Genomic DNA, 21,186 nt, shown 5'->3' on the forward strand with positions numbered 1-21,186 from the left:
CTGCCGACCTACGCCTTCGACCACACCCGCTACTGGCTCGACCGCACCCGGCCCGAGACCACCAACCCGGCGGAACACCGCTTCTGGGAAGCCGTCGAACGCCACGACGCGCCGGGAGTCGCCACGTTGGTCGGCATCGAGACCGCGGAGGCGCGAGCGTCGCTCGACATGGTGGTGCCGAGCCTCGCCGCATGGCGCCGCGACCAGCAGGGGGCCTGGTCGTTCGACTCCTGGCGATACCGGGTCGACTGGCGGCCGCTGACGGATGTTCAGGCGCCGACGATGCACGGTACCTGGCTGATCGTGGTGCCCACGGGCACCGTCGGCACGGATCCCGTCGCCGTGTGCGTGCGTGCTCTGCAGGAGTACGGCGGCGATACCCGGCTGCTGGAAGTGGACGCCGCCGGCGCAGACCGGCACACGCTGGCCGAGACGCTGCGTACCGCCGCCGAGGGCCTCGATGTGCGTGGCGTACTGTCCCTGCTCGGAGTTTGCGAGACCGCCCATCCGCGGTACCCGGGAGTCCCGGCGGGCGCTGCGGCCACCGTCGTACTGGCGCAGGCGCACGCCGACGCGCAGATCGACGCCCGGTTGTGGTCGGCTACGACAGGTGCGGTGGCCGCCGTACCGGGCGAGCCGCTCACCCACCCCCTCCAGGCCCTCATCTGGGGCCTCGGCCGCGTCGCCGGCCTGGAGAATCCCGGTGGCTGGGGAGGGCTGATCGACTTGCCCGACACCTTTGACGCCGCCATCGCACCGTACTTGTGCGCCGCATTGGCCGGTATCGGGGACGAGGACCAGCTGGCCCTGCGGGACACCGGCGTGCTGGTCCGGCGACTCGTCCGCGCTCCGCTCCCCGATGCCCCACCGGCCACTGGCTGGCGCCCCACCGGAACGGCCCTGATCACCGGGGGCACCGGCGCCCTGGGCGGTCACGTCGCCCGCTGGCTCGCCCGCAACGGCGCTCCCCGCATCCAGTTGCTCAGCCGCAAGGGCCCTGGCGCGCCCGGCGTGGAAGAACTGCGTGACGAACTCATCGAATTGGGGGCCGGCTCCGTCACCGTCACCGCCTGCGACACCGCGGACAAGGACGCCCTCGCCGGTGTCCTGGCCGACATCCCCGACGAGCAGCCGCTCACCGCCGTCTTCCACGCGGCCGGGGTGGTCGGAGACGCCAAACAGTTGCTGGACATGGATCTGGCGGATGTCTCCGAGCGCCTGGCGGCGAAGGCGGCGGGCGCTGCACACCTGCACGATCTGCTCCGTGACGCCTCACCAGAGGTGTTCGTGCTCTTCTCGTCGGTCGCCGGGGTATGGGGCAGCGCCGGGCAGGCGGGGTACGCCGCGGCCAATGCCTACCTCGACGCCCTTGCCGAGCATCGTCGCGCGGAGGGGCTCCGGGCCACCGCGGTGGCGTGGGGCGCCTGGGCCGGCGACGGAATGGCGCGGGACGGAGAGTATGTGGCCTGGCTGAACAAGACCGGCATGCGCACCATGGCCCCGGGCCAGGCGATCGCGGCGCTGGATGCGGTCGTGCAGCACGACGAGGCCTTCGTGGCCGTGTCCGACATGGACTGGCCGCGTTTCGCCGAGGTGTTCAACGCCGCCCGTCCGCGTCCGCTGCTGAAGGACCTCGAACCGTCGGACGGGGACACCACGGCGCCGGACGAGTCCCAGGGGGGTCGGCCTTCGCTGGCCGAGCGGCTTCGGCAGGTGCCTGCCGCGCAGCGTCGGTCCGCACTCCTCGAAGTGCTCGGCCTCGAAGTGGCCTCTGTTCTCGGCCATACGGGCGCGATGGACCTCGATCAGGACCTGCCCTTCCTGAAGTTGGGCTTCGACTCGCTCACCGGCTTGGAACTCAAGTCGCGCCTGGCCGCGGCGACGGGGCTGGATCTCGCGGGCACCCTGCTCTACGACCACCCGACCGCGGCGGAGCTCGCCGACCACCTGCTGGAGCGTCTCCAGGGCGGTGAGGAGGGAGAGCCACCGGTCACCGCACTCGCCGAGATCCGCCGGCTGGAGCAGGCCCTGGCATCGGTCCCGGACGACGAAAGCCTCCGGGACGAGATCACGGGAAGGTTGGAGACGGTGCTGTGGAACTGGCAGGAGGCGATGAGGAGCAGGCAGCAGACGGAGTTCGCGGGGTCCGGGGCCGATCTGGACACGGCCACGGATGACGAGATCTTCGACCTGCTCGACAGGGAGATCGGCGCGAACTGAGCACGGTCGCACTGGGCGGTGCAACGCCGCACCACAGCCGGGACCGATGCGGTCGGCGGCGCTCGGTGTCGTCGTCGGCCCCGCGTCCTGGAACGCGGACGGCCATCTGTCACCAGAAGATGCAAGCCCGACCTCTTTTGCTAGTCTACTATCAGTTGGTGGCGAGCTGTATTCTTGTAGCGAACCGTACGGAGAGCAGACCAGGGTGTTCACGCGGCTCCAGGCCGAGCCCCCTGGGAGCACTTGGATGAGTGAGACTCGGAGACGCCCGACATGAGCCCTGCGAAGGTGAACCAGCGAGCAATGCCGGAGAAGGGCGAGCGAGTCGCCGGCCTGCGTGAGCGCAAGAAGGCCAAGACACGCAGCACGATCCAGCAGCATGCCCTGCGCCTCTTCCGTGACCAGGGCTACGACGCCACCACGATGGAGCAGATCGCCGAGGCGGCCGAGGTGTCGACGAGCACGGTCTTCCGGTACTTCTCGACAAAGGAAGAACTGGCCGTCTCCGACGAGCAGGAGGCGTTCTTCATCCAGGCATGGCGCGCGCAGCCCGATGACCTGCCCTTGGTCCGGGCGCTCCGCCATGCCATTCGAAGCACCCTGGAGGGGCTGTCGCCGACGGAACTTGGGGCGCAGCGGGACCGTGACGTCCTGATGTTCACCGTGCCCGAGCTGTGGGCGGCCAGCCTGGGGAACGTCACCCAGGCCAGGCGGACCATCACCGAGCTGGTGGCCGAACGCTCGGGGCGCGATACCGACGACGCCGCGGTCCGCGCGCTGAGCGGAACCGTCTTCGGCATCATCCTGGACGCGATGCTGCGGTGGGCGCAGGATCCAGCCCAGGACATCGCGGCAGAACTCGACCAGGTGCTGGCCTTCCTGGACAACGACCAGTTCAACCGCCTGATGGCGAGGGACCCGGACGAAGGCCGTTCCTAGCGCGGCCGTCGGTCGGGCCTTCGCCTGCCCGATCGCTTCATGGGTGGTTACTGGCAGGGGAGGGGGCATCGGTGAGCAGTCGTCATGACACCCTTGGAGGTGTCCAGGGGTGGGTGCTGAACACGGGAGGGTTCCCGGTTCCCGGTGCTTGCCTCACCATCGTCGACTACGCCGGCCGGAAGCTGGGTGACGGCACAGCGGGTCCGGACGGTTCGTGTCGCCTGTCTGTACCGGAGAGCGGTCAGTACGTGCTTCTCGCCGGGGCGCAGGGCCATGTGCCGCAGGCGGCCGAGGTCGTCATCGAGTCTCCCGAGAGCACACAGGCCACGTTGTGGTTACCCGAGACCACGATGGTCTGGGGGACGATCACGGAAGACTGCTTTCGCATGCCGGTGTCCGATGCGCTGGTGATGTTCGTGGACGCGATGGGCCTCGTGATCGGTTCCACCATGTCCTCCGCTGAGGGCAGATATCAATTCAGAGGACTGCAGCCCGGGAGCTACGGGCTTGTCGTGGTCCACCGCCAGCACCAGCCCCGGGCGCTCCGCGTCGTCGCTACCGGAGTGGAACCCGCCCTGGTGGACGTGGAGTTGACTCGTAGGTCGCTGCGGTTCAAGGGAGTTGTCCGCGACTTCGATGGCAAGCCGTTCGCGTGTGTGCCGGTCAAGCTGGCCGATGGCTCGGGTTCCGAATTGCGGGAGACCACCGATGGTGCCGGCCAGTTCAGCTTCTGCACCGTTCCCTTGGGCATCTATTCCCTGATCGTCGGCGACTCGTCGGCAGCGCCGATGCGTATCCTGCTCGACCGCGACCATCACGATGTCCAGGTGATCCTTGAGCGGCGAGACCGGTCGATGAACCGGAACCACGGGACTGCGGAACGTCAGTTGGGGGCTTAGGGGCCCGGTGAGGGCCCCGGGCCTTGGTGCGTGACCCGGGAGATCGCGGGAGGCGAAGGGATTCCGGGGCCATTGCGACGGCCCTTGGCGCGGACAGCCCTTGGGCCCGGGCGTTTCATCCTTCCAGCGAGTCGCGTGTGCGCCTGGTGCGCCTTCCCGCGCAGGGGCGGCTCGCCGAGCTGCTTACGCGCGGGATCATGCCCCTCGCCCCGACGACCGCCGAGGCTGTCCACCGGATCGCCGGGACGTTGCTGCCAGTTGAGCCGGCTGAGCGTAACGGCTCCCGCGGTGGCCGGCGACCTGGGATTCGGCGTCTCGATCTGATCACCCCGCTCGCCTGGCCGATCCCAGCTGTCTTTGCCCCGGATCCCGCCGCCCCATCCGCCACGGACAGCAGGGGTGGCCAACTCTCCTGCCCGCTCCGCGCCAGGCGCCTGCCGGAAGCCGTGCACGCTCTGGCCGCCGCCGAACCCTACCCATGAGAAAATGTGGTAGCGCCACTCCCAAAAGAGAGGTACTCTTCAAAAGAAGGTACACATCCAAATTGAAATGGGGTTGCCATGTCGACGTCAGGGCGCCACAAGTGGTGGGCGCTGGGAGCGCTGAGCTTGTCGATGCTGGCCGTCGGCCTGGATGGCACGATCCTGAGCGTGGCGCTGCCGCAGCTCGCGCATGCCCTTCAGTCGACCGAGACCGACCTGCAGTGGTTCTCCTCGTCCTATCTGCTCTTCCTCGCGGCCTCAATGCTTCCGGTCGGCCTGCTCGGTGACCGCTATGGGCGCAAGAAGGTGCTGATCGGAGCGCTGGTGCTGTTCGCCGCCTCGTCCGGTGCGTGTGCCTATGCGCACCATCCCTGGCAGTTCATCGTGGCGCGCTGCGTCCTCGGTGTGGCCGGCGCGGGGATCATCGTGATGGCCCTGTCCGCGCTGACTGTGCTGTTCACCGCGGAGGAGCGGCCGAAGGCGGTGGGCGTCTGGTCGGCGGCCAACTTCCTGGCGCTGCCACTGGGGCCGCTGGTGGGTGGCTGGCTGCTGACGCACGCCTGGTGGGGCTGGGTCTTCCTGATCAACGTGCCGATCGCCTTGCTGGGCGCGGCCGTTGTCCTGACGCTGGTGCCCGAGTCGCGCGCCGAGGCGCGTCCGCAGCTGGATCTGATCGGCGCCGGCTTGTCCACGCTCGGGCTGGTCGGGGTGACCTTCGGTCTGATCAAGGTGGGCGAACGCGGTTGGGGCGATGCCCTCGCCTGGGCGCTGATGTGCGGCGGCCTGATCCTGCTGATTGCGTTCTACCAGTACGAGAGCCGTGTCAGTGCGCGCCCAGGCCGGCGGCCCATGCTCGACCCGGCCCTCTTCCGGGCGAAGTCCTACACCTGGGGTGTCATCCTCATCGGCTTCGTGGCACTGTCCAACATTGGTGTCATCTTCATCATGCCCCAGTATTTCCAGGCCGTGCGGGACACCGACGCGATGGGCTCGGGACTGCGTCTGCTGCCGCTGATCGGCGGCCTGGTGGTGGGCGCCGTGCCCGCGGACCGGTTCGCACGGCTGCTGGGTGCCAAGATCACCGTCGCCGCCGGGTTCGCCGTGATGGCCGGGGGGCTTTTCCTCGGCGCCACCACTGGTTCGAGTTCCGGTGACGGGTTCTCCGGAGCGTGGATGGCGCTGTCCGGCTTCGGAATGGGGCTTTCCATGGCCACGGCGACATCGGTGGTGCTGTCCCAGGTGCCAGAGGAGCGTAGCGGGGTGGGGGCGGCCGTGCTGCAGGCGGTGAACAAGGTTGGTGCGCCGTTTGGTTCCGCGATCCTCGGCAGTGTGCTGCTGACCGCGTACCAGTCGCACCTGACGCTGCCGAGTCTGCCGCCGGCCGCCGTTCATGCGACGCGCTCCGGTGTCTTCGGGGGGATCTCCGTCGCGAGGGAGACCGGCTCGTCCTCGCTGCTCGCTTCGGTACGGGACTCCTTCGTGCACGGCCTCGATGTCTCACTGGTGGTCTCGTCCGGCTTCGCTCTGGCGGGACTGGTGTGCACGCTGCTGTTCCTGCCGGAGGTCCCGAGGCAAGCCGCCGCGACGGGCTCCGGCGAGTCGCACGACGTCGTTTCGGTGGGCTGATTGTGCTTCAGGGCCCGTGTCGAGCGGGCCCTGAAGCGCCGACGTCCCGCTACGACGCAATGGTGGTGGTTATGGTTGCGTGCTCGGCGAAATCTTCACGAGTCTGGTCGCCGGTCCTTTGGCCTCTGGCTTGTCACGTTCGAAAGTTTAGTGTGAGCCACCGGATAGATCTTTGGTCTCGTCGCACGTAGTTGCTATCCTCCAGTGGGCACTGTACTAGTCCACAACGGGGGTGGCTGTCATGTGTTTGGTGGAACGCGACCGGGAACTCGCGCTGCTTGACGATCTGCTAACTGAGGGGTCGAGCGGCAGAGGGGGTGTTGCCCTAATCAGCGGGCCGGTGGCGAGCGGGAAGACCGAACTCCTCAATGCCTTCGTGCAACGTGCATCAGTCGCTGGTGTCACCGTCCTCTCCGCCGTAGCGTCACATGCGGAATGCGAAATTCCGTTTGGTGTCGCCGATCAACTGTCGCATAACGTGTCACTGCCGTCTGGTGACGTCATGGAAATCCAGGAGATAATCCAGGACAGCATCCTCCTGGAGGGTGTCACGACGGTCGATCCCGAGCTCGTCCGCCCTGATCACGCACGAGTTCTCGCCAAGCTGCACGCCGCGATGATGCGCTTGTCGAGCAAAGGGCCCCTGCTGGTCACGATCGATGATCTCCATCATGCCGACAGGATGTCGCTGCATTTCCTTCGTTATCTCGCCCGGCGTATAACGAACAGGCGCGTTCTACTCGTCTTCAACATGCTTTCCGGGGCCGCCCCGGCCTATCCGCTCTTCCAGGCGGAGATCCTCCGCCAGCCCAACGCCAATCGAATCCACCTCGAACCGCTCTCGTCCTGCGGAATCGCTCAGATTCTGACGAGTCATATGAAGCGGGCGGAGGCAGAACGGCTGCTTCCTAGGTACGAAGAACTGAGCGGCGGGAATCCGCTACTTGTCAACGCGTTACTGGAAGATCGGCTCGGTGATGCCGAGGCGATGAACTGCCCGGTTATGCCGAACACCACGCAGGCATACCGTCAGGCGGTGGCGGTGTGCGTGCAACGCAGTGATGAGCTGACCGCAGACGTGGCTCATGGCCTCGCGGTGCTCGAAATGTCGCAGGCAACTCATCTGGTCGGTCGACTGTTTTCCCTGGAAAGCGATGCGGTCCAGCGGTGCAAGTACGTTCTCCGTCGTATCGGCCTCCTGGATCACCGGGGGTTCCGCCACCCCGAGACGAGTGCCGCGGTGCTCGGCAGTCTCGACCCGAGCCGGCGTTCCGCGCTTCATCTACGTGCGGCACGCCTGTTGTTCCGCGAGGGCGTACCGGCGGCCGAGGTGGCCAAGCACCTTTTGGCGGCGGACCACGCGGGGGACGCATGGGCGGTACCGCTGCTGCTGGAGGCGGCGGAGCACGCACTGCACGAGGACCGGATGGAGCTGGCCGCCGAGTACACGCGACTGGCCCACAGCGGCGCGGTCAGCCCGGACCAGCGCGCGGCGGTGACACTGATACTCGCCCACATCGACGGGCGAGTGAACCCGGTCGCGGCGGGACGGCGCTTCGGCGCGCTGGCGGAGGCGTTGTACGAGGGCCGTCTGCAGGTGGGACAGGCCATCTTGCTGATCAAGTACCTGTTGCTGTATCGGCAGGTCGAACAGGCGGAAGACGCTTTGCGCCACATTGGCGGCACTGTGCGGGACATGAGCGCCACCGAGTCGAGCGACTGGGAAGCCTTCAGGCTCTGGCTGGGGTGCACCTACCCGCTGGTGGCACGGAACGCGGCGGACGTGCTGGAGGAGGCAGGGCACAAGCCCACGCCGCCGCAGTACACGACAGACCCGCAGCTCCAGTCCGCCGGGCTGCTCAACGGCGTCCTACGGGGCGAACTGTCGCAGCCCGACATCGATGCCGGCCACGAGCGCCTGCGCGCACTGCAGCTGTCCGATGAGACCTTCGATCCGTTGGCGATGGTGCTGTGCGCCCTCGTCTACGCCGATCGGCACGGTGCGGCACTGGCATGGGGGACAGAGCTGCTGAAGGAATCGAGTGAACGAGGGGTACGCAGCTGGGTGGCGGTCTTCGGGGCGATCATGGCACAGGCCGCGTTGCGAAGCGGAGATCTTGAGGCGGCGGAGAGCCATGCCCGCGCGGCGATGGACTGGAGCATGGGAGTCGAGTACGCGACAGCCAGCCTGGTGCTCTCGCTGACGATACGCGGAGACCTGGAGGCGGCCGGTCGGCTCGTCAGCCACCCGGTGGATGCCGCCGCTCTGCAGCACCCGGCAGGCCTCTACTACCAGCACGCGCACGGCCACTACTACCTGGCGATCAATCGCCCGCGTGCGGCCCTGCTGGAGTTTCAGGCGTGTGGACAGAGCATGCAGTCCTGGGGGATCGACCTGCCCTCATTCGTTCCCTGGCGAAGTGACGTCGCGCAGGCGTTGATCGCGCTGGGCAGGGAGGAAGAGGCAAGGGAGATCGCGAACGAGCAACTGTCCTTGCTCAGCCCAGCACAGGGCCGTACGCGCGGACTGACGCTGCGTGTCATAGCCGAAGCGTCCGCGGCGGAGCGCCGCATGCCGCTGCTGAACGAGGCCCTGAAGGCCATCAGGGACGACCCGGACCGCGTCGAGGAGTCCAGGCTGCTCGGCTACCTCGGACGTACGCATTACTCGTACGGTGACCACGGCACCGCCAAGAGGCTCATGCGACAGGCCAGGGAGATGGCGAAGGAATGCAACGCCGAAGGACTGTCGAACATGCTGTACCTCGCTGACGAGTCCCCACAGGAAGCGGTCCGAGACAGCAGTGAACCAGTGGGGATCGAGGATCTGAGCAAGGCGGAGCAACGGGTTGCCCTGCTGGCCGGCCGGGGCCACACGAACAGCGAGATAGCCGGCAAGCTGTTCATCACCGTCAGCACCGTTGAGCAGCATCTGACCCGCATCTATCGCAAGCTGGGGATAAAGCACCGCAGCGGCCTGCAGTCCATGTACGACGAGTTGGTGCCGCAGTGATCTCCAGACTCCTGGGCTGCTGGAGTGGTCCTGGGGGTGACGGTACGTGCTATGCGGCACATCCGGGCAGTGCCGAGTGGCTGGTGCGGTTCAGGTAGAAGCGCAGCCGCACTCCGGGCTCCCCTTCCGCTGTTCGGTGCGTGCGGCTGCGGTTGCGGCTGCGGGCGTCAGCAGGGCAACCCCCGTCAGTGTGGCTGACGCCGCTCGACGGCAGGGGCCCGGGGAATTCGCCAATCCGGGGCCCCTGCCGTCAGCCCCGGGCCCCCGTTGCCGGTGACAGCGGTGGTTCCTGGCGGGAGCCGTAGCGCTCCATGCGCTGCCAGCGCAGGCGGCACCACAGCAGCAGTACGTGGACGGGGTCGAGGAAGATCAGCCCGCGACGGCCGAACCTGCCGGTCGCTCCGCTCTGGCGGACGGCGCCGCGGTGCTTCCACATCGCCTGCAGGGTCCCGTAGCACCAGCGGTAACGCTGCCGCCGCAGGGCGCCGAGGGAAGCGGGAGCCTCGGTCCAGGCGATGGCCTTCTCCTCGTAGACGACGCGCCAGCCGTCACACCGGATCGCAATCGACAACTGTAGTTGCCAGATACACCCACCAACGCCCGACCGCGTTTTCACGACCACCCCTATGCCGAATTGAGCAACCTCTCCAACACCCCGTAGAACTCAGGGGTTGTGCCCGTTCGCCGCGGCCCGGCAGGGTGGTTCGCGTATCCCACTCGCCGTGCGGGCAGGCGCGACCGCCCTCCTCGACCGGCAGCACGAAAGGACATTGGGTGACCGCGAACCTGACAGACACCAGCCTGTGGATCCGCCGATTCCACCCGGCCCAGGGCGCGCCGGCGAGGCTCCTGTGCCTGCCGCACGCGGGAGGCTCCGCGCCGTTCTACTTTCCCGTCTCGCAGGCACTCTCGCCCGGCCTCGACGTGCTCGCTGTACAGTACCCAGGCCGTCAGGACCGCCACACCGAGCCGTGCATCGAGTCTCTCCCCGAACTCGCCGATGCGCTGATCGAGCAGGTCCTGCCGTGGACCGACCGGCCGCTCGCGCTCTTCGGGCACAGCATGGGAGCCTCGCTCGCGTTCGAGCTCGCCCTGCGCCTGGAGCGGCGGGGGACGGTGCCGCTGGTGGTGTTCGCCTCCGGTCGGCGTGCGCCATCTCGGCACCGGGACGAGACTGTCCACCTGCGCGACGACGCCGGATTGGTCGCCGAGCTGCGCGCGCTCAGCGGCACCGACGCCCGGGTGTTCGGCGACGAGGAGCTGCTGCGCATGGTGCTGCCCGCGATCCGCAGCGACTACAAGGCGGCTGAGACCTACCGGCACACGGCTCGCGCCCGCCTCGCCGCCCCCATTCACGTGCACGTGGGCACCGACGACCCGAAGGCGACCCTCGACGAGGCGCGCGCATGGGGCGAGCACACGGAGAGCGAGTTCGAGATGCATGTCTATCCGGGCGGACACTTCTACCTGAACAATCATGCACCCCGCGTTATATCCGCGATTTCTCAGCAGATTTCTTCGTTGCTTCCTCAACAGGGATAATCCCTAAGAGCTCGTAACGCGATCATGGTCGGGTTTTCTTGAGGCGTCTCCAGCAGATGAGGCCGCAGGCCGGGGAGACGGAGGTTCGTGCACTCCGGCCTGGCCCGACCGCGCCTGCTCTTCAGTGTTGTCGATCTGCCGGGACAGACGAGGGGATGTACTTGCGTCATCGCCCAACTGAGCTGGGAGGGCCGGCGATCGGGGACTTCGTATCGGTCTGCCTCGAACACATCCCTGTCGGCCGTGACTGCACCTACGGGTCGAGCAGGTAGGCAGCCGAAAAGCCGATCACCGGCGCCGTCCGCCCTACGACCCCCCGGCTCGTCCTCTTACGGTCCATTGAGGTTGTTGACGGCCGTCATGGCGGACCGGACGTTCCAGACGGACGCCTCGATCTTGTTCATGTCCCGAAGGCAGCGCGCACGGCAACTTCTCGGCGTCCACCGGGTGGTGGAGGATGTACCCCGCGTGGACGTCGGATGCGTTGACATAGATGCCGTCTGCGCCGTCCGGGGCGAAGGAGCAGGCCTCCAGGTCGGCGGGTTTCCCTGTGACTGTTCACGAGCATATCGACAATGCATCTGGCTTCGCAGGTTGAGGAGTTGGCCCGGCCGTGGGCAGCTGCGGCGGAGGGCCGTCCGGAAGCCCGCCGCCACGGACTGCTCGCGTATACCGTCTATCTGGGCCACGCCCAACTCGGCCACGCGGTGCCCTCGATGCTGCCCCCGGAGGAGGGCGGGGAGTTCCGCGCATATCTCAACGAGGCACTCAAGGTGCTGATGACCCGCTGCGGGGGCATGACGGACACGGCCCCTCCGGAAGCTCGGCCATCGCAAGACCGTGGCCACGACTCTGATCCAGCGCCCCCGCTACGCCGACACCGCTGACGAGTGCTGGGACGAGAACGTGCAGTTCAACGCCGCCGCCTGGGAAGCTGTCCCCCGGCTCATCGCGGAGATCAGGCGTCTACGCAGGCAGCCGGAAGCGGACTCCCCAGCGACGCCTTCTCACCGTATCGGCGTTGGCCCCCGGCTCGGCCCGTCTGTAGCGGACTCATTGCCAACCGAGCTGTGGACTCTGTGCTCACGACTTCTCCAGCGCATCTCAGCACACTGGAAGAACGTCCGTCGACAAGGCGGAAAAGCCCAGCAGCGGCGCAGTCGGCGAAGCGAATGACGTTGACGCCCGATGGCGTCCGGCCTCGGCATCTTTGTGGCCGTGACTGTCGCGCTTGCACGATGACCGCTTCTGATCAGAGAACAAGGAACGGGGACCCCATGGCTATCACAGCTATCCGTAAGGCTGCCATCGGATCCGTCCGAGTGCCTGAGGACCTCATCGTTCGGGATCGTCAAGAGCGATCTGCCGGCGCTGTGCTTCAGATGGGCAACCTGGACGAGAAAGTGGATGACCTCGCTGACGAGGTCCGCGGGCTCGGCGAGAGGATCGACCGCAATCAGGCTCAGATCATTGAGCTGCTGACCCGGCTGATCGGCCGGGACCCCAACGCCAGCTGATCTTTCCGGCAGTTTTATACCTAGAGCAGACCGGCCCGGGCCGCCTGGATGCCCGCCTGGAAGCGGGTCCGCGCGCCTAGGTCGTCCATCACCTCGTGCACCCAGCGTTGGACGGTGCGCGGTGAAACGCCCAACTGGCGGGCGATGCTGTCATCGGTGAACCCGGCCGACAGCAGCGTCAGCAGTTCGCCCCGGCGGTTCCCCGTGCCGAGCGTCGGGCCGCTCGCGTCCGGCACCCGTACCGCCCGATGCCAGTACGCCTCGAACATCCCGGTGAGCGCGTCCAGCAGGGAGGAGGCGCGGACCAGTACCGCGGCCTGCAACTCGGAGCCGGTGGCCACCGGCAGCATGGCCCAGCGGTCGTCCACCATGGCCAGCTTGCAGGGAAGTTGGGGTAGTAGCCTCGCCTCCTCTCCGGCCGCGACCACCTCGCGGATCTCGGCCAGCCGGCCGGGGGCGCTGACCGAACCTGCCTCGTACACGGCTCGGATGCGCACTCCACGGGCCAGCAGGGAGCGCTCAAGTTCGGTGTCAGTGGGCGAGATGTGCGGGGGCTTGTCGAACAGCATGAGATGCCGCCGTGCGCCGTCTTGCATCTGCCGCCAGCGCTCCGCGATGGCGGCCTGTCCGGTGACCACCTCCATCAGGTCGGCCGTCTGCGGTTGCTGGGCCCGCCGGTAGGTCCGCATCAACTGGCCCATCCGGCCGCGGGTGCGCAGCAGTTCCGCCTCCCGGCGTAGCAGCAGCGCCTCGACGGCGACGTCGGGCGCCGCGGCTGACCAGTGGACCGGAACACCATCGTGCCGGGTGACCAGACCCTGTCGGGCGAGCGCGGTGAGCAGCCGCTCGGTACGGTCGGTCGTGATGCCCAACTCCATGGCGAGACCGGCTGCCGTACAGCGCGTAGAGGCGAGGACGCGTAGATAGGCGTTCTGTTCCGCTTCAGGAATTCCTAGGCCTTCGAGCAGACCACCCGAGGCCGCGCGCATGGGCACCGGCGGCTGGACTGCGCCTGACGCAGTGTGAAAACCGGCTGGGAACACCCTGACCGTCCTTCGGCTCCGGGCGGGCGGAGCTGGACGAGCGGTACCCGCCGGCAGGCCATTGTGTCATGTTCTCGCCATGACGGGTTCCTGCTGCCGCCTGACTCTTGAGGGTTCACGCAAACCGCACCCACGATGAACCCCGGTCTGACAGGCCCCGAACATCGACTCCATCCCCCACAGGAGACCGGTACATGGGCACGAATACAGGAACCAGACGCAATCGTTTCACCGGCCGAGCGGCAGCCGCGGGTCTGCTGCTCACCGCCGTCGCTCTCGTCCCGGCGTGTGCCGGAACGTCGGCGGTCGCCGCCAGTACGGGCTTCGGCCCGCACACGGGGCGATTCCAGGACAGCAACTGGGGCGGATACGTCGCCACCGGAAGCTTCGGCACCATCAGTGGCTCCTGGACCGAACCGCATGTCACCTGCAACAGCAGTAACGACCTGTTCGCCCCCTGGGTCGGCCTGGACGGCTACGGTTCGCAGACGGTGGAACAGACCGGTGTGCAGACCGACTGCTCCAGCGGGTCGCCGGTCCTCTCCGCCTGGTACGAGATGTACCCTGCTGCGCCGGTGTACTGGAACGACCCGGTCTCCGAAGGCGACAGCATCACGGCCTCAGTGGTCTCCAACGGCGGAGGCAGCTACACGCTGACGCTCACCGACAACACCCAGGGCTGGACCGAACACATCGACCAGAACCTCGGCGCGAACAACGCCAGCGCCGAAGCGGTCATCGAGTCCCCCACCCAGAGCTATCCGTCCTTCAGCGAACTGGACTTCTCCGGTGTGACGGTGGACGGCCAGTCGTTCGACGCGACGAATCCGCAGTCGTTCACCAGCGGCGGCTACGCGCCGGGACCGCTGTCCGGCGGCTCCTTCTCCATGACGCCGAGCGGCGCTGCCCGTGCGCCGCACGCACCCGCCGAACGGCCGGGCGTCATCCGCTACTGACGGCCGATCCGCGCAGGCATGGAACCACCAGCGGTGCCCGGACCGCACAGGTCCGGGCACCGCTGGTGGTCGGACGGCGAGCCGCCGTGGGCCGCCACCACCATCTTCAGGGCGTCGATGACCAGTTCCGTGCGCATGTGTGTGGCCATCGGCCAGCCGAGCACCCTGCGTGAACAGATGCCCCGGACACAGACTGGAAGCAGCCACGCCCCGCCGACCTGAGCGTAGGTGATGTCGCGGCACCACTTCTCGTCCAACTGTCCAGCAGGGAATCGATGTTGGAAAGATCCGGGGCCGGTGGTGCAAGCCGGTCGGGGACCGTGGTTCGCTTGCGGCGCAACAGGTGCCGACCCTCGATGCGGTGCTGGCGCATCAGGCGCTCGACCCGCATGCGGTTGACGGCGTGCCCGAAGCCCCGCAGCTCGGCATGGACGCGGCGGAACCCGTATGTTCCCTTGCGCGCGGTGTGAACCTCGCGGATCTCCGCGACGAGCGCGTCCTCGGCCGCCTGTCTCTCGGCGCGGGCTTTCGCGCCAGCGATCCACCGGTAACAGCCCGAGCGCGAGACCTCGCGGCAGCCGCTAGCAGAAACCCCGCCCCGAGGAGGGGCCCCATCTGGCGGACGATTACCGGTACCACTCCCGTGGCCAAGGCCGCCTGAGCCAGGCGCCACAGCACCACTGCCTACCTCAACGTGCCTAATCCATCAGTAACTTGACAAGCCCGGGTTGGTGCTCTCCTCGGTCGGCGGCCCGAGCGCGCCGACGGTCCGGCCGGCCAGCCGGGAGAGCCCATACACGCCAGCCTCGGGTCCGGCGGAGGCGCAGGCCCAGTCGAAGACGGCTGCGGTCGTGTCGGGCTGCCGCAGTGCATCCAGTTGGGCGATCCGGTACGGAAGTCGGTGCCGAGCATGCGTTTCCTTCTGTGGTCCGGCACGGAGATGCCCGCCACGATGCCGATCCCACGGGCTTCCGGTCGGCGCGGCGGGGCAGGGGTTTCCCCCGGACGACGTAGCGGGCAGGATGAGGCGGCCATGACATGCCCATGCGGTGCTGACCTGAAGGGAACCGTCTCGTGCTCCGTAAGCCCAGCGCCCTGCTCGCCGCCTTCCCCCTGCTCCTCCTCGGCACCGCGACGCAGGCTGCGGCCGACGCCCCGCCCCCTGCCCCTCAGCCGGCCGCCTGCACCTACACACCGGCCGTTCCCGCTGACAACTTCAAGGGGATACCGGTCTTCGACCCGGTGAAGGCCGCCAAGCCGTACAGCGCGACGCTGCGCACCGGCCAGGGCGCGATCACCTTCCGGGCGCTGACCGACAAGGCTCCCTGCACCACGTACTCCTTCAAGTTCCTCGCCCAGCGCGACTACTTCGGCCGCTCGCACTGCCACCGGCTCACCACCGCGCACATCTACGTGCTCCAGTGCGGCGACCCGACCGGCACCGGGAGCGGCGGACCCGGTTACTCCTTCCCCGACGAGAACCTGACCGGGGCGACCTATCCTGCCGGGACGGTGGCGATGGCCAACGCCGGACCCAACACCAACGGCAGCCAGTTCTTCTTCGTCTGGAAGGACACCAAACTCTCGCCCGCCTACACGCCGTTCGGCAAAGTCACCGCGGGCCTCGACGTGCTCCAGAAGATCGCGGCGGGCGGCGAGGACGACCAGAACGGGCCGGGAGACGGCTTTCCTAGGCTGCCGGTGAACATCAAGCGGGTACAAATCAAGAGCAGGTAATACGGTCCTGCCCCTGCGCCTGCCCCGGCCCCGGCCCCGGGCCTGGGCCTGGGCCTGTGGCGACCAAGGCCCGGCCGGTGACCCAGTCCAGCGGGATGTCGGCCAGCACGGGATGGCCGACCTTCAGCGGCAGCGCGTGCAGCGGGTACGGCAAGTCCAGGTCAGCCATCGAGCCGGGGCAGGACGTCAGTTTCCCAGGAGTGCCAGGACAGGGGTCGTGGCGAAGAGTTGGGTGTCCTTGGTCTCCGGTGCCGGCTTGAACTGCGGCGTCGTTTCCCGCTCCTCCCACTGCGCCCTCTGCTCGGTGTCGGCACCGTCGGGCAGCGGGGCGCATCGTCCGTGCACTCCTGTCTGAGGTACCCAATTGTTGGAATGTGACAATCTCTCGCCTTCAAATCGGTCGGCTCCTGCCCTGATTCCCCCTTTGAACGCTGGCATGATCCCCATGAGGGCAAGTCGGGCACTATGTAGTATTCACACAATTGAAGGAGGCTCGTGTGACCCGTAACGGTCGTGTGCTGGTGACGGGCGTCGGTGCGATGACGCCACTGGGAGCCGATGCGCCGTCGTCGTGGTCGGGGCTGCTGGACGGTAAGTCAGGGGTGCGCTTCCTGGAGGAGGAGTGGGCCGCGGACCTGCCCGTGCACGTGGCGGCCGGGCTCACGGTGGACCCCGCCTCCCTGCTTCCGAGGGCCGAGGCCAGGAAGCTGGACCGCGGTGAGCAGGTCGCCGTCCTCAGTGCGCGCGAAGCCTGGCAGGACGCCGGTGCTCCGCAGGTCGAGCCGGAACGATTCGCTGTCGTCATCGGCACGGGGACCGGTGGTGTCCTCACCACGCTGGGGCAGGACGACGTCTTCGAACGCGCCGGGATTCGCCGGCTGTCGCCGTTCGCGGTCCCCATGCTGATGCCCAACGGGCCGGCTGCTTGGGTGAGCATGGACTTGGGCGCGAAGGGGGGCGCCAGGACTGTGGTGAGTGCCTGTGCGTCCGGGGCGGAGGCCCTCGCCCTGGGTCAGGATCTGATCCGCAGTGGGCGGGCGGACGTGGTCGTCGCAGGTGGGGTGGAGGCATGCCTGCACCCCTTCACCATTGCGGCATTCGCCCAGATGAAGGCCCTTTCGACGCGGTCCGTGGACCCAGAGGCCGTGTCCCGCCCGTTCGACGTCAAGCGGTCCGGGTTCGTCATGGGCGAGGGCGCGGGGATGATGGTGCTCGAACGCCACGAGTTCGCGCGGGCCCGTGGAGCGCGTGCCTACGGCGCGCTGGCCGGCAGTGCCGTGAGTTCGAGCGCGAACCACATCACGGCCTCCGACGCGCAAGGCCAGGCCTTCGCCATGGAACTGGCGCTGCGCGACGCCGGCCTGGCCCCGGCGGACATCGGGGTCGTGCACGCCCACGCCACCTCGACGGAGTCCGGTGACCTGGCGGAAGCCGAAGCGATCGGCCGGGTGATCGGCGGCCACGCCGCGGTGACGGCGACGAAGTCGATGACAGGTCACATGATGGGCGCGTCCGGAACGGTCGGCGCCATGGCCGCTCTGTTCGCGCTCAAGGACGGCACGGCGCCGGCCACGCGCAATCTCGACGAACTCGACCCGCGCGTGGAACTGGACGTGGTGCGCGGTGAGCCTCGCAGCGGTCAGTGGTCTGCTGCGCTGGCCAACTCGTTCGGGTTCGGCGGACACAACGTCAGTCTCGTCTTCACCAAGTGACGACGAAGGTCGCCCGGTCCCGTGTGCCAAGGAAATCGGTGGCTGCGCCCCTGAGGGCACGGTTGTAGGCGTTGCCGCTTATCACGGCCACTTGCGCGCGCGTCCGTCGAGCACCCAGGCTCCGATCGGGTGCCGTTCACTGGTGTAGGTGTGGAGCAGGCCCCTCGGGCGCTCGCCCTTGCACGGTGGCGGTGAGCTTCCAGCCCAGATTGGCTGCATCGCCTCTTCCCAGGTTCAGGCCTTGGTCTCTGAACGATGAGTGCGCGTGGGCGGCGTCGCCGCAGAGCAGCACACGACCACGCCGACAGGTCGTCGCCTGCCGCGCATGGCCCGTGAAGCGGGTGCCGCTGATGACCTCGGTCACGCGGACATCGACGTCGCTGACGCGCCGCAGACTGGCCTCCATCTTGGCTGCGGTGACCTGTGCCTCCCGGTCCGCCGGGGACCATCCAGCTCGACGGTGCGGTCACGACCGGGTCCCGGCCCGTAGATGTAGACGCCTGTGGGGGCGTGCTGCCGGCCTGGCCCGGGTTGCTCCGCCCCCTCGATGGTGCCCACCGCCTGGCGGACCGTGATGTGCGGATCGGCGCCGGGAACTCGAAGCCTGCTTGACGGTGAATCAGACTGCGGCCTCCGTCGCAACCGACGAGCCATGTCACGCGCACGTCGCCCCCGCCTCCAGGCGAACGGTGACACCGTCCGACTGTGCGTTGTATCCACGCACCCCGACCCCGTGCCGCACCTTGAGGCTCAGCTCCGCCGCGCGCTGCCCGAGGATTCGCTCCACCTCGACCTGCGGGACTTGCACATACCAATCCGGCCACGGCCGCGCAGGCTGGGGTCGTGCTCGTCGACGGGGTCTCGATGCAACTCGCGGGGACAGCGGTCAGGTGCCGTCGCGACCGCGAGTTGCTGAGCGCCCTGCAGCGGTGGATCCCTGTCAGTAGGCTCCGTTGACGTTGTCGATGGATCCGTAGCGGTGGTAGGCGTAGTTGCAGGCGGCGGTGATGTTGGATACCGGGTCGTAGATGCTCGACGAGGTGCCCGGCACGTGGTAGGCGGTGAAGGTGGACTGGATCACCTGGAGCAGGCCAATGGAGGGGTGGCCGGCGGCGGCGTTGGAGTCCCAGAGGTTGATGGCGTTGGGGTTGCCGGAGGATTCCCGCATCACGTTGCGGTAGATCCCGTTGTAGGTGCCGGGGATGCCGTTCTGAGCCATGATCGCCAGTGAGTGCTTGATCCAGCCGTCCAGGTCGTTGGTGTAGGTCTGGTTGCCGGTGGCGGTCGTGGCGGTCGTAGTAGACGTGGCCTTCGTGGCGGTTGCCGGCTTCGTGGCGGAGGTCGATCCGGCGGGCAGGGTCAGGACCTGTCCCGGCTGGACGGCGTAGGGGCTGGCCATGTGGTTGGCGGTCGCGATGGCGGACCAGCCGCCGGGCACATGCTGGGCGCGGGCTATGGAGGCCAGGTGGTCGCCGGGCTGGACAGTGTAGGTGGTCGTGGCGGGGGCGGCCTGGGCCGTGCCCAGTGCGGCGGTGGAGACCAGGGCGAGGGCGCCGACGGTGACGGTGCCGCCGGTGATGAGTCGGCGCGTCCGGGAGGGGTGCTTGCGGGCGTGACGGGGCATGGAACGGTCCTCTTTTTCCAGAATCTGCATGACCCGCAGTTGCCGGTTCCCTCGGCAAGCTGCACCACTTTTCATTCAGCGGTGCGCTGCGGCGCGCACATTCTTAGCCCGCAGGGAATAAATCGACAATTGCCTCATTTACTAACTTGCTTCGTCGTCGGTTCGGGCTTTGGGTGCCGCGAGGACCTGGAATTGGGGGAATGGAGGTGGATTGAAGCACTAAGGTGCATCGTAAGTGAACTGCGTCACCTGCTTTAAATGGAGCGCCCTAATCGCTTAAATAGATATGTGTCGTACCTTTGTCGTTTATCATGCCAAAATAGGACATTGCTCTATCGATCTCCGCCCGTTTCACATCACAGCGCAGGAGTTCGGTCCGCCCGCCTGGCCGTGTATCGCTCCCGCGGCGGGCTGGCTCGTGGGCTCGGGGTGACCCCTTCGGCGGGCAGGTGTTCCCGTGCGCTCAGGGGCTGACCCATCAGAGAGCGCCTCGCCCGGCTGCTCCTGGACCTGACGAGGACACGCGGCCGCCGCACGGAGGCCGGCATCGAGCTTTCCGTACCCCTCAGCCAGCAGGAACTGGCCGGGGCAGTGTGAACCGCCCCGGTTCGAATGGAGACTCCGGACTGCCCCGAGTCGGGTGGAGTCGAGTCGCCTGGTTTCGGGCTGCTGGCGGGGCGCGGAGTCCGTACTCCACCAGGCTGAACATGCCCAGCGCGGAGTGTCTACGTCGTCGGCCATGGAAGATCTCCAGGTACTCGTCCAGGGCCGTGGACGGCTCTGGACGCGTCCGCCACCGTCTGCGGTTGAGCAGTTCGACCTGGACCCGGGCCCAGAAGGATTCCATCATCGCGTTGTCCACGCAGTCCCCGATGGAGCCCACCGAAGGCAGAAGGCCGGAGGCCCTCGCGCGCTGGATGAAACGCCCAGGACCCGAACTGCGCACCATGATCGGAGTGGATGACGGTGCCACCCGGCCGCGGGGAGCGGTTGCCGATGGCCATGGCCAGGGCGTGGGTGGTAAGCGCCGCAGTGGGCGAGGCATCGATCGACCAGCCCACCACGCGCCGCGAGAACGTCTCCAGGACGACCGCGCAGTACACCTTGCCCTCCCGGGTGGGGTGCTCGGTGACGCCGGTGACTCATAACTGGTCCCGGGCGTGACGGGTGAAGTTCTGCTCCACCAGGTCGGTGACGGATGGGCTCACGTGCGTGGCGCGTGGGCCTGCCGGTTGCCCGGCAGGCCGTGCAGGCCGGCTCGCTGCATCAGCAGCTCCGCGGTGCCGTGGGTGACATGAATACTCAGGCCCAGACCGAGCTCGGCGTGCGCCCGGCGGGAGCCGTAGGTGCCGCGGGAGGCGGCGTGGATGCTGGCGACGGCCTCGGTCGGCCAGGCGTGTTTGACCATGCGGTTCGACGGTGCACGGTCCCGCCAGGCGTAGTACCCGGACTCGGCGACATGCGGCACCGGCAGGCCGACTGCACCGGCAGGTGCTCACGAGCCATCATGCGGATGGCTTCGAACCGCCTTTACCGCCTTTTGGGGACGTCACCTCACCCAGTAGTTCCGCAGCCCGCCGGTGAATGGCCAACTCGGCCTCCAGCTCGGCGATTCGCTTGCGGGCAGCAGCAGCGAGCTCGGACAGGTCGCTGCTGTTCGTTGCCGGGCAACTGCCCCATATCGGTCAGGTGCTGGCGACGCCACACACAGTTCGTCCGGCGATCTCCGCCACCGTCATACAGCTTCCCGACCGCACCGCGCTCGACGGCGAACTCGTCGTGTGGGACGTTGGACGCCTCGCCTTCGAGCGCCTGCGGGGTCGGTTTACGGTCGGCCACATCACCGGTTTTACGGGGTGCCGGTCCCAGGGGTTCA

19 protein-coding genes and 5 pseudogenes are annotated in these 21,186 nt (G+C 67.7%); 12 read left to right on the forward strand and 12 right to left on the reverse strand.

Features of this window, described 5'->3' with window-relative positions; genetic code table 11:
- From AV521_RS45350 to AV521_RS45370, 5 genes are all read left to right on the forward strand, one after another.
- On the forward strand, positions 1-2,220 hold a 2,220-nt coding region (locus AV521_RS45350; RefSeq protein WP_143658770.1), incomplete at its 5' end, for an SDR family NAD(P)-dependent oxidoreductase.
- Positions 2,221-2,493: 273 nt separating this feature from the next.
- Positions 2,494-3,159 carry a TetR family transcriptional regulator gene (locus AV521_RS45355; RefSeq protein ID WP_256726005.1) on the forward strand — a complete coding sequence of 222 codons (666 nt, stop codon included), beginning with the start codon at positions 2,494-2,496 and terminating at the stop codon, positions 3,157-3,159.
- A gap of 113 nt (positions 3,160-3,272) precedes the next feature.
- The gene (locus AV521_RS45360; protein ID WP_143658771.1) at positions 3,273-4,058 is read left to right on the forward strand and encodes a collagen binding domain-containing protein; all 786 of its coding nucleotides are present in this window, start codon (positions 3,273-3,275) and stop codon (positions 4,056-4,058) included.
- Between the two features lie 614 nt (positions 4,059-4,672).
- Positions 4,673-6,166, forward strand: a complete 1,494-nt coding sequence (locus AV521_RS45365) for an MFS transporter (RefSeq protein WP_256726008.1) — start codon at positions 4,673-4,675, stop codon at positions 6,164-6,166.
- A 250-nt stretch (positions 6,167-6,416) separates the two neighbouring features.
- Positions 6,417-9,179, forward strand: a complete 2,763-nt coding sequence (locus tag AV521_RS45370) for a LuxR family transcriptional regulator (protein ID WP_179023889.1) — start codon at positions 6,417-6,419, stop codon at positions 9,177-9,179.
- 250 nt (positions 9,180-9,429) lie between these two features.
- Here AV521_RS45370 and AV521_RS47340 read toward each other — a convergent pair.
- Positions 9,430-9,750, reverse strand: a pseudogene (locus AV521_RS47340) (glycosyltransferase family 2 protein); the annotation flags it as partial.
- Positions 9,751-9,953: 203 nt separating this feature from the next.
- Between AV521_RS47340 and AV521_RS45380 the strand changes: the two are divergent.
- Both AV521_RS45380 and AV521_RS52050 read left to right on the forward strand, forming a co-directional pair.
- Positions 9,954-10,721, forward strand: coding sequence for a thioesterase II family protein (locus AV521_RS45380; protein WP_076097822.1), 768 nt, complete (start codon positions 9,954-9,956; stop codon positions 10,719-10,721).
- Positions 10,722-12,103: 1,382 nt separating this feature from the next.
- Complete coding sequence (locus tag AV521_RS52050) at positions 12,104-12,238, forward strand: hypothetical protein (RefSeq protein WP_256726006.1); 135 nt, start codon at positions 12,104-12,106, stop codon at positions 12,236-12,238.
- Positions 12,239-12,258: 20 nt separating this feature from the next.
- Here the strand turns inward: AV521_RS52050 and AV521_RS45395 are convergent, their stop codons facing one another.
- On the reverse strand, positions 12,259-13,227 hold the full coding sequence (locus tag AV521_RS45395) for a helix-turn-helix domain-containing protein (RefSeq protein WP_076097824.1): 969 nt from the start codon (positions 13,225-13,227) through the stop codon (positions 12,259-12,261).
- 248 nt (positions 13,228-13,475) lie between these two features.
- Here AV521_RS45395 and AV521_RS45400 point away from each other — a divergent pair, with 248 nt between their 5' ends.
- Complete coding sequence (locus AV521_RS45400) at positions 13,476-14,237, forward strand: G1 family glutamic endopeptidase (RefSeq protein WP_076097825.1); 762 nt, start codon at positions 13,476-13,478, stop codon at positions 14,235-14,237.
- Here the strand turns inward: AV521_RS45400 and AV521_RS49960 are convergent.
- Both AV521_RS49960 and AV521_RS53100 read right to left on the reverse strand, forming a co-directional pair.
- On the reverse strand, positions 14,231-14,386 hold the full coding sequence (locus tag AV521_RS49960) for a hypothetical protein (protein ID WP_179023885.1): 156 nt from the start codon (positions 14,384-14,386) through the stop codon (positions 14,231-14,233). The two genes, AV521_RS45400 and AV521_RS49960, sit on opposite strands and share 7 nt — an antisense overlap.
- Positions 14,344-14,910, reverse strand: a complete 567-nt coding sequence (locus tag AV521_RS53100) for an IS3 family transposase (RefSeq protein ID WP_179023891.1) — start codon at positions 14,908-14,910, stop codon at positions 14,344-14,346. Before AV521_RS53100 ends, AV521_RS49960 begins: the two co-directional genes overlap by 43 nt.
- A gap of 401 nt (positions 14,911-15,311) precedes the next feature.
- Here AV521_RS53100 and AV521_RS45410 point away from each other — a divergent pair, with 401 nt between their 5' ends.
- Positions 15,312-15,974, forward strand: coding sequence for a peptidylprolyl isomerase (locus AV521_RS45410; protein WP_079249750.1), 663 nt, complete (start codon positions 15,312-15,314; stop codon positions 15,972-15,974).
- Here the strand turns inward: AV521_RS45410 and AV521_RS45415 are convergent.
- Positions 15,961-16,143 carry a hypothetical protein gene (locus tag AV521_RS45415; protein ID WP_076097826.1) on the reverse strand — a complete coding sequence of 61 codons (183 nt, stop codon included), beginning with the start codon at positions 16,141-16,143 and terminating at the stop codon, positions 15,961-15,963. The two genes, AV521_RS45410 and AV521_RS45415, sit on opposite strands and share 14 nt — an antisense overlap.
- Before the next feature lie 17 nt (positions 16,144-16,160).
- Positions 16,161-16,319 (reverse strand): hypothetical protein, encoded by a 159-nt coding sequence (locus AV521_RS49965; protein WP_179023893.1) that lies wholly within the window; start codon positions 16,317-16,319, stop codon positions 16,161-16,163.
- Between the two features lie 152 nt (positions 16,320-16,471).
- Between AV521_RS49965 and AV521_RS45420 the strand changes: the two genes are divergently transcribed.
- A complete protein-coding gene (locus AV521_RS45420; protein WP_256726007.1) occupies positions 16,472-17,686 on the forward strand; it encodes a beta-ketoacyl synthase in 1,215 nt (404 codons plus the stop codon).
- A gap of 136 nt (positions 17,687-17,822) precedes the next feature.
- Here the strand turns inward: AV521_RS45420 and AV521_RS52060 are convergent.
- From AV521_RS52060 to AV521_RS45430, 3 genes and pseudogenes are all read right to left on the reverse strand, one after another.
- Positions 17,823-18,116: pseudogene (locus tag AV521_RS52060) on the reverse strand (FAD-dependent monooxygenase); the annotation flags it as partial.
- Between the two features lie 225 nt (positions 18,117-18,341).
- Complete coding sequence (locus tag AV521_RS50220) at positions 18,342-18,494, reverse strand: FAD-dependent monooxygenase (protein ID WP_218639423.1); 153 nt, start codon at positions 18,492-18,494, stop codon at positions 18,342-18,344.
- Positions 18,495-18,626: 132 nt separating this feature from the next.
- A complete protein-coding gene (locus AV521_RS45430; protein ID WP_076097828.1) occupies positions 18,627-19,310 on the reverse strand; it encodes a LysM peptidoglycan-binding domain-containing protein in 684 nt (227 codons plus the stop codon).
- Between the two features lie 477 nt (positions 19,311-19,787).
- Between AV521_RS45430 and AV521_RS52065 the strand changes: the two are divergent.
- Positions 19,788-19,904 (forward strand): annotated as a pseudogene (locus AV521_RS52065) (helix-turn-helix domain-containing protein); the annotation flags it as partial.
- Here AV521_RS52065 and AV521_RS53105 read toward each other — a convergent pair.
- The 3 genes and pseudogenes from AV521_RS53105 to AV521_RS45445 form a co-directional block, all read right to left on the reverse strand.
- Positions 19,876-20,259, reverse strand: coding sequence for an integrase core domain-containing protein (locus AV521_RS53105; RefSeq protein WP_079249751.1), 384 nt, complete (start codon positions 20,257-20,259; stop codon positions 19,876-19,878). The pseudogene AV521_RS52065 and the gene AV521_RS53105 overlap by 29 nt on opposite strands.
- Before the next feature lie 31 nt (positions 20,260-20,290).
- Positions 20,291-20,413, reverse strand: a pseudogene (locus tag AV521_RS53110) (IS3 family transposase); the annotation flags it as partial.
- A 101-nt stretch (positions 20,414-20,514) separates the two neighbouring features.
- The gene (locus AV521_RS45445; RefSeq protein WP_076097831.1) at positions 20,515-20,778 is read right to left on the reverse strand and encodes an IS3 family transposase; all 264 of its coding nucleotides are present in this window, start codon (positions 20,776-20,778) and stop codon (positions 20,515-20,517) included.
- 116 nt (positions 20,779-20,894) lie between these two features.
- On the opposite strand from AV521_RS45445, the pseudogene AV521_RS50225 reads away from it, so the two are divergent.
- A pseudogene (locus AV521_RS50225) lies at positions 20,895-21,186 on the forward strand (hypothetical protein); the annotation flags it as partial.

Source organism: Streptomyces sp. IMTB 2501 (assembly GCF_001953885.1).
Classification (GTDB): Bacteria; Actinomycetota; Actinomycetes; order Streptomycetales; family Streptomycetaceae; genus Streptomyces.

What these genes read in the sequence shown, in the direction of transcription:
- AV521_RS45355 (WP_256726005.1), top strand. Translation starts at nt 2,494, where the DNA reads ATGAGCCCTGCGAAGGTGAACCAGCGAGCAATGCCGGAGAAGGGCGAG.
- AV521_RS45365 (WP_256726008.1), top strand. Translation starts at nt 4,673, where the DNA reads ATGCTGGCCGTCGGCCTGGATGGCACGATCCTGAGCGTGGCGCTGCCG.
- AV521_RS52050 (WP_256726006.1), top strand. Translation starts at nt 12,104, where the DNA reads ATGGGCAACCTGGACGAGAAAGTGGATGACCTCGCTGACGAGGTCCGC.
- AV521_RS45395 (WP_076097824.1), bottom strand. Translation starts at nt 13,227, where the DNA reads ATGCGCGCGGCCTCGGGTGGTCTGCTCGAAGGCCTAGGAATTCCTGAA.
- AV521_RS45400 (WP_076097825.1), top strand. Translation starts at nt 13,476, where the DNA reads ATGGGCACGAATACAGGAACCAGACGCAATCGTTTCACCGGCCGAGCG.
- AV521_RS49960 (WP_179023885.1), bottom strand. Translation starts at nt 14,386, where the DNA reads ATGGCCACACACATGCGCACGGAACTGGTCATCGACGCCCTGAAGATG.
- AV521_RS45415 (WP_076097826.1), bottom strand. Translation starts at nt 16,143, where the DNA reads ATGGCTGACCTGGACTTGCCGTACCCGCTGCACGCGCTGCCGCTGAAG.
- AV521_RS45430 (WP_076097828.1), bottom strand. Translation starts at nt 19,310, where the DNA reads ATGCCCCGTCACGCCCGCAAGCACCCCTCCCGGACGCGCCGACTCATC.
- AV521_RS53105 (WP_079249751.1), bottom strand. Translation starts at nt 20,259, where the DNA reads ATGGTGCGCAGTTCGGGTCCTGGGCGTTTCATCCAGCGCGCGAGGGCC.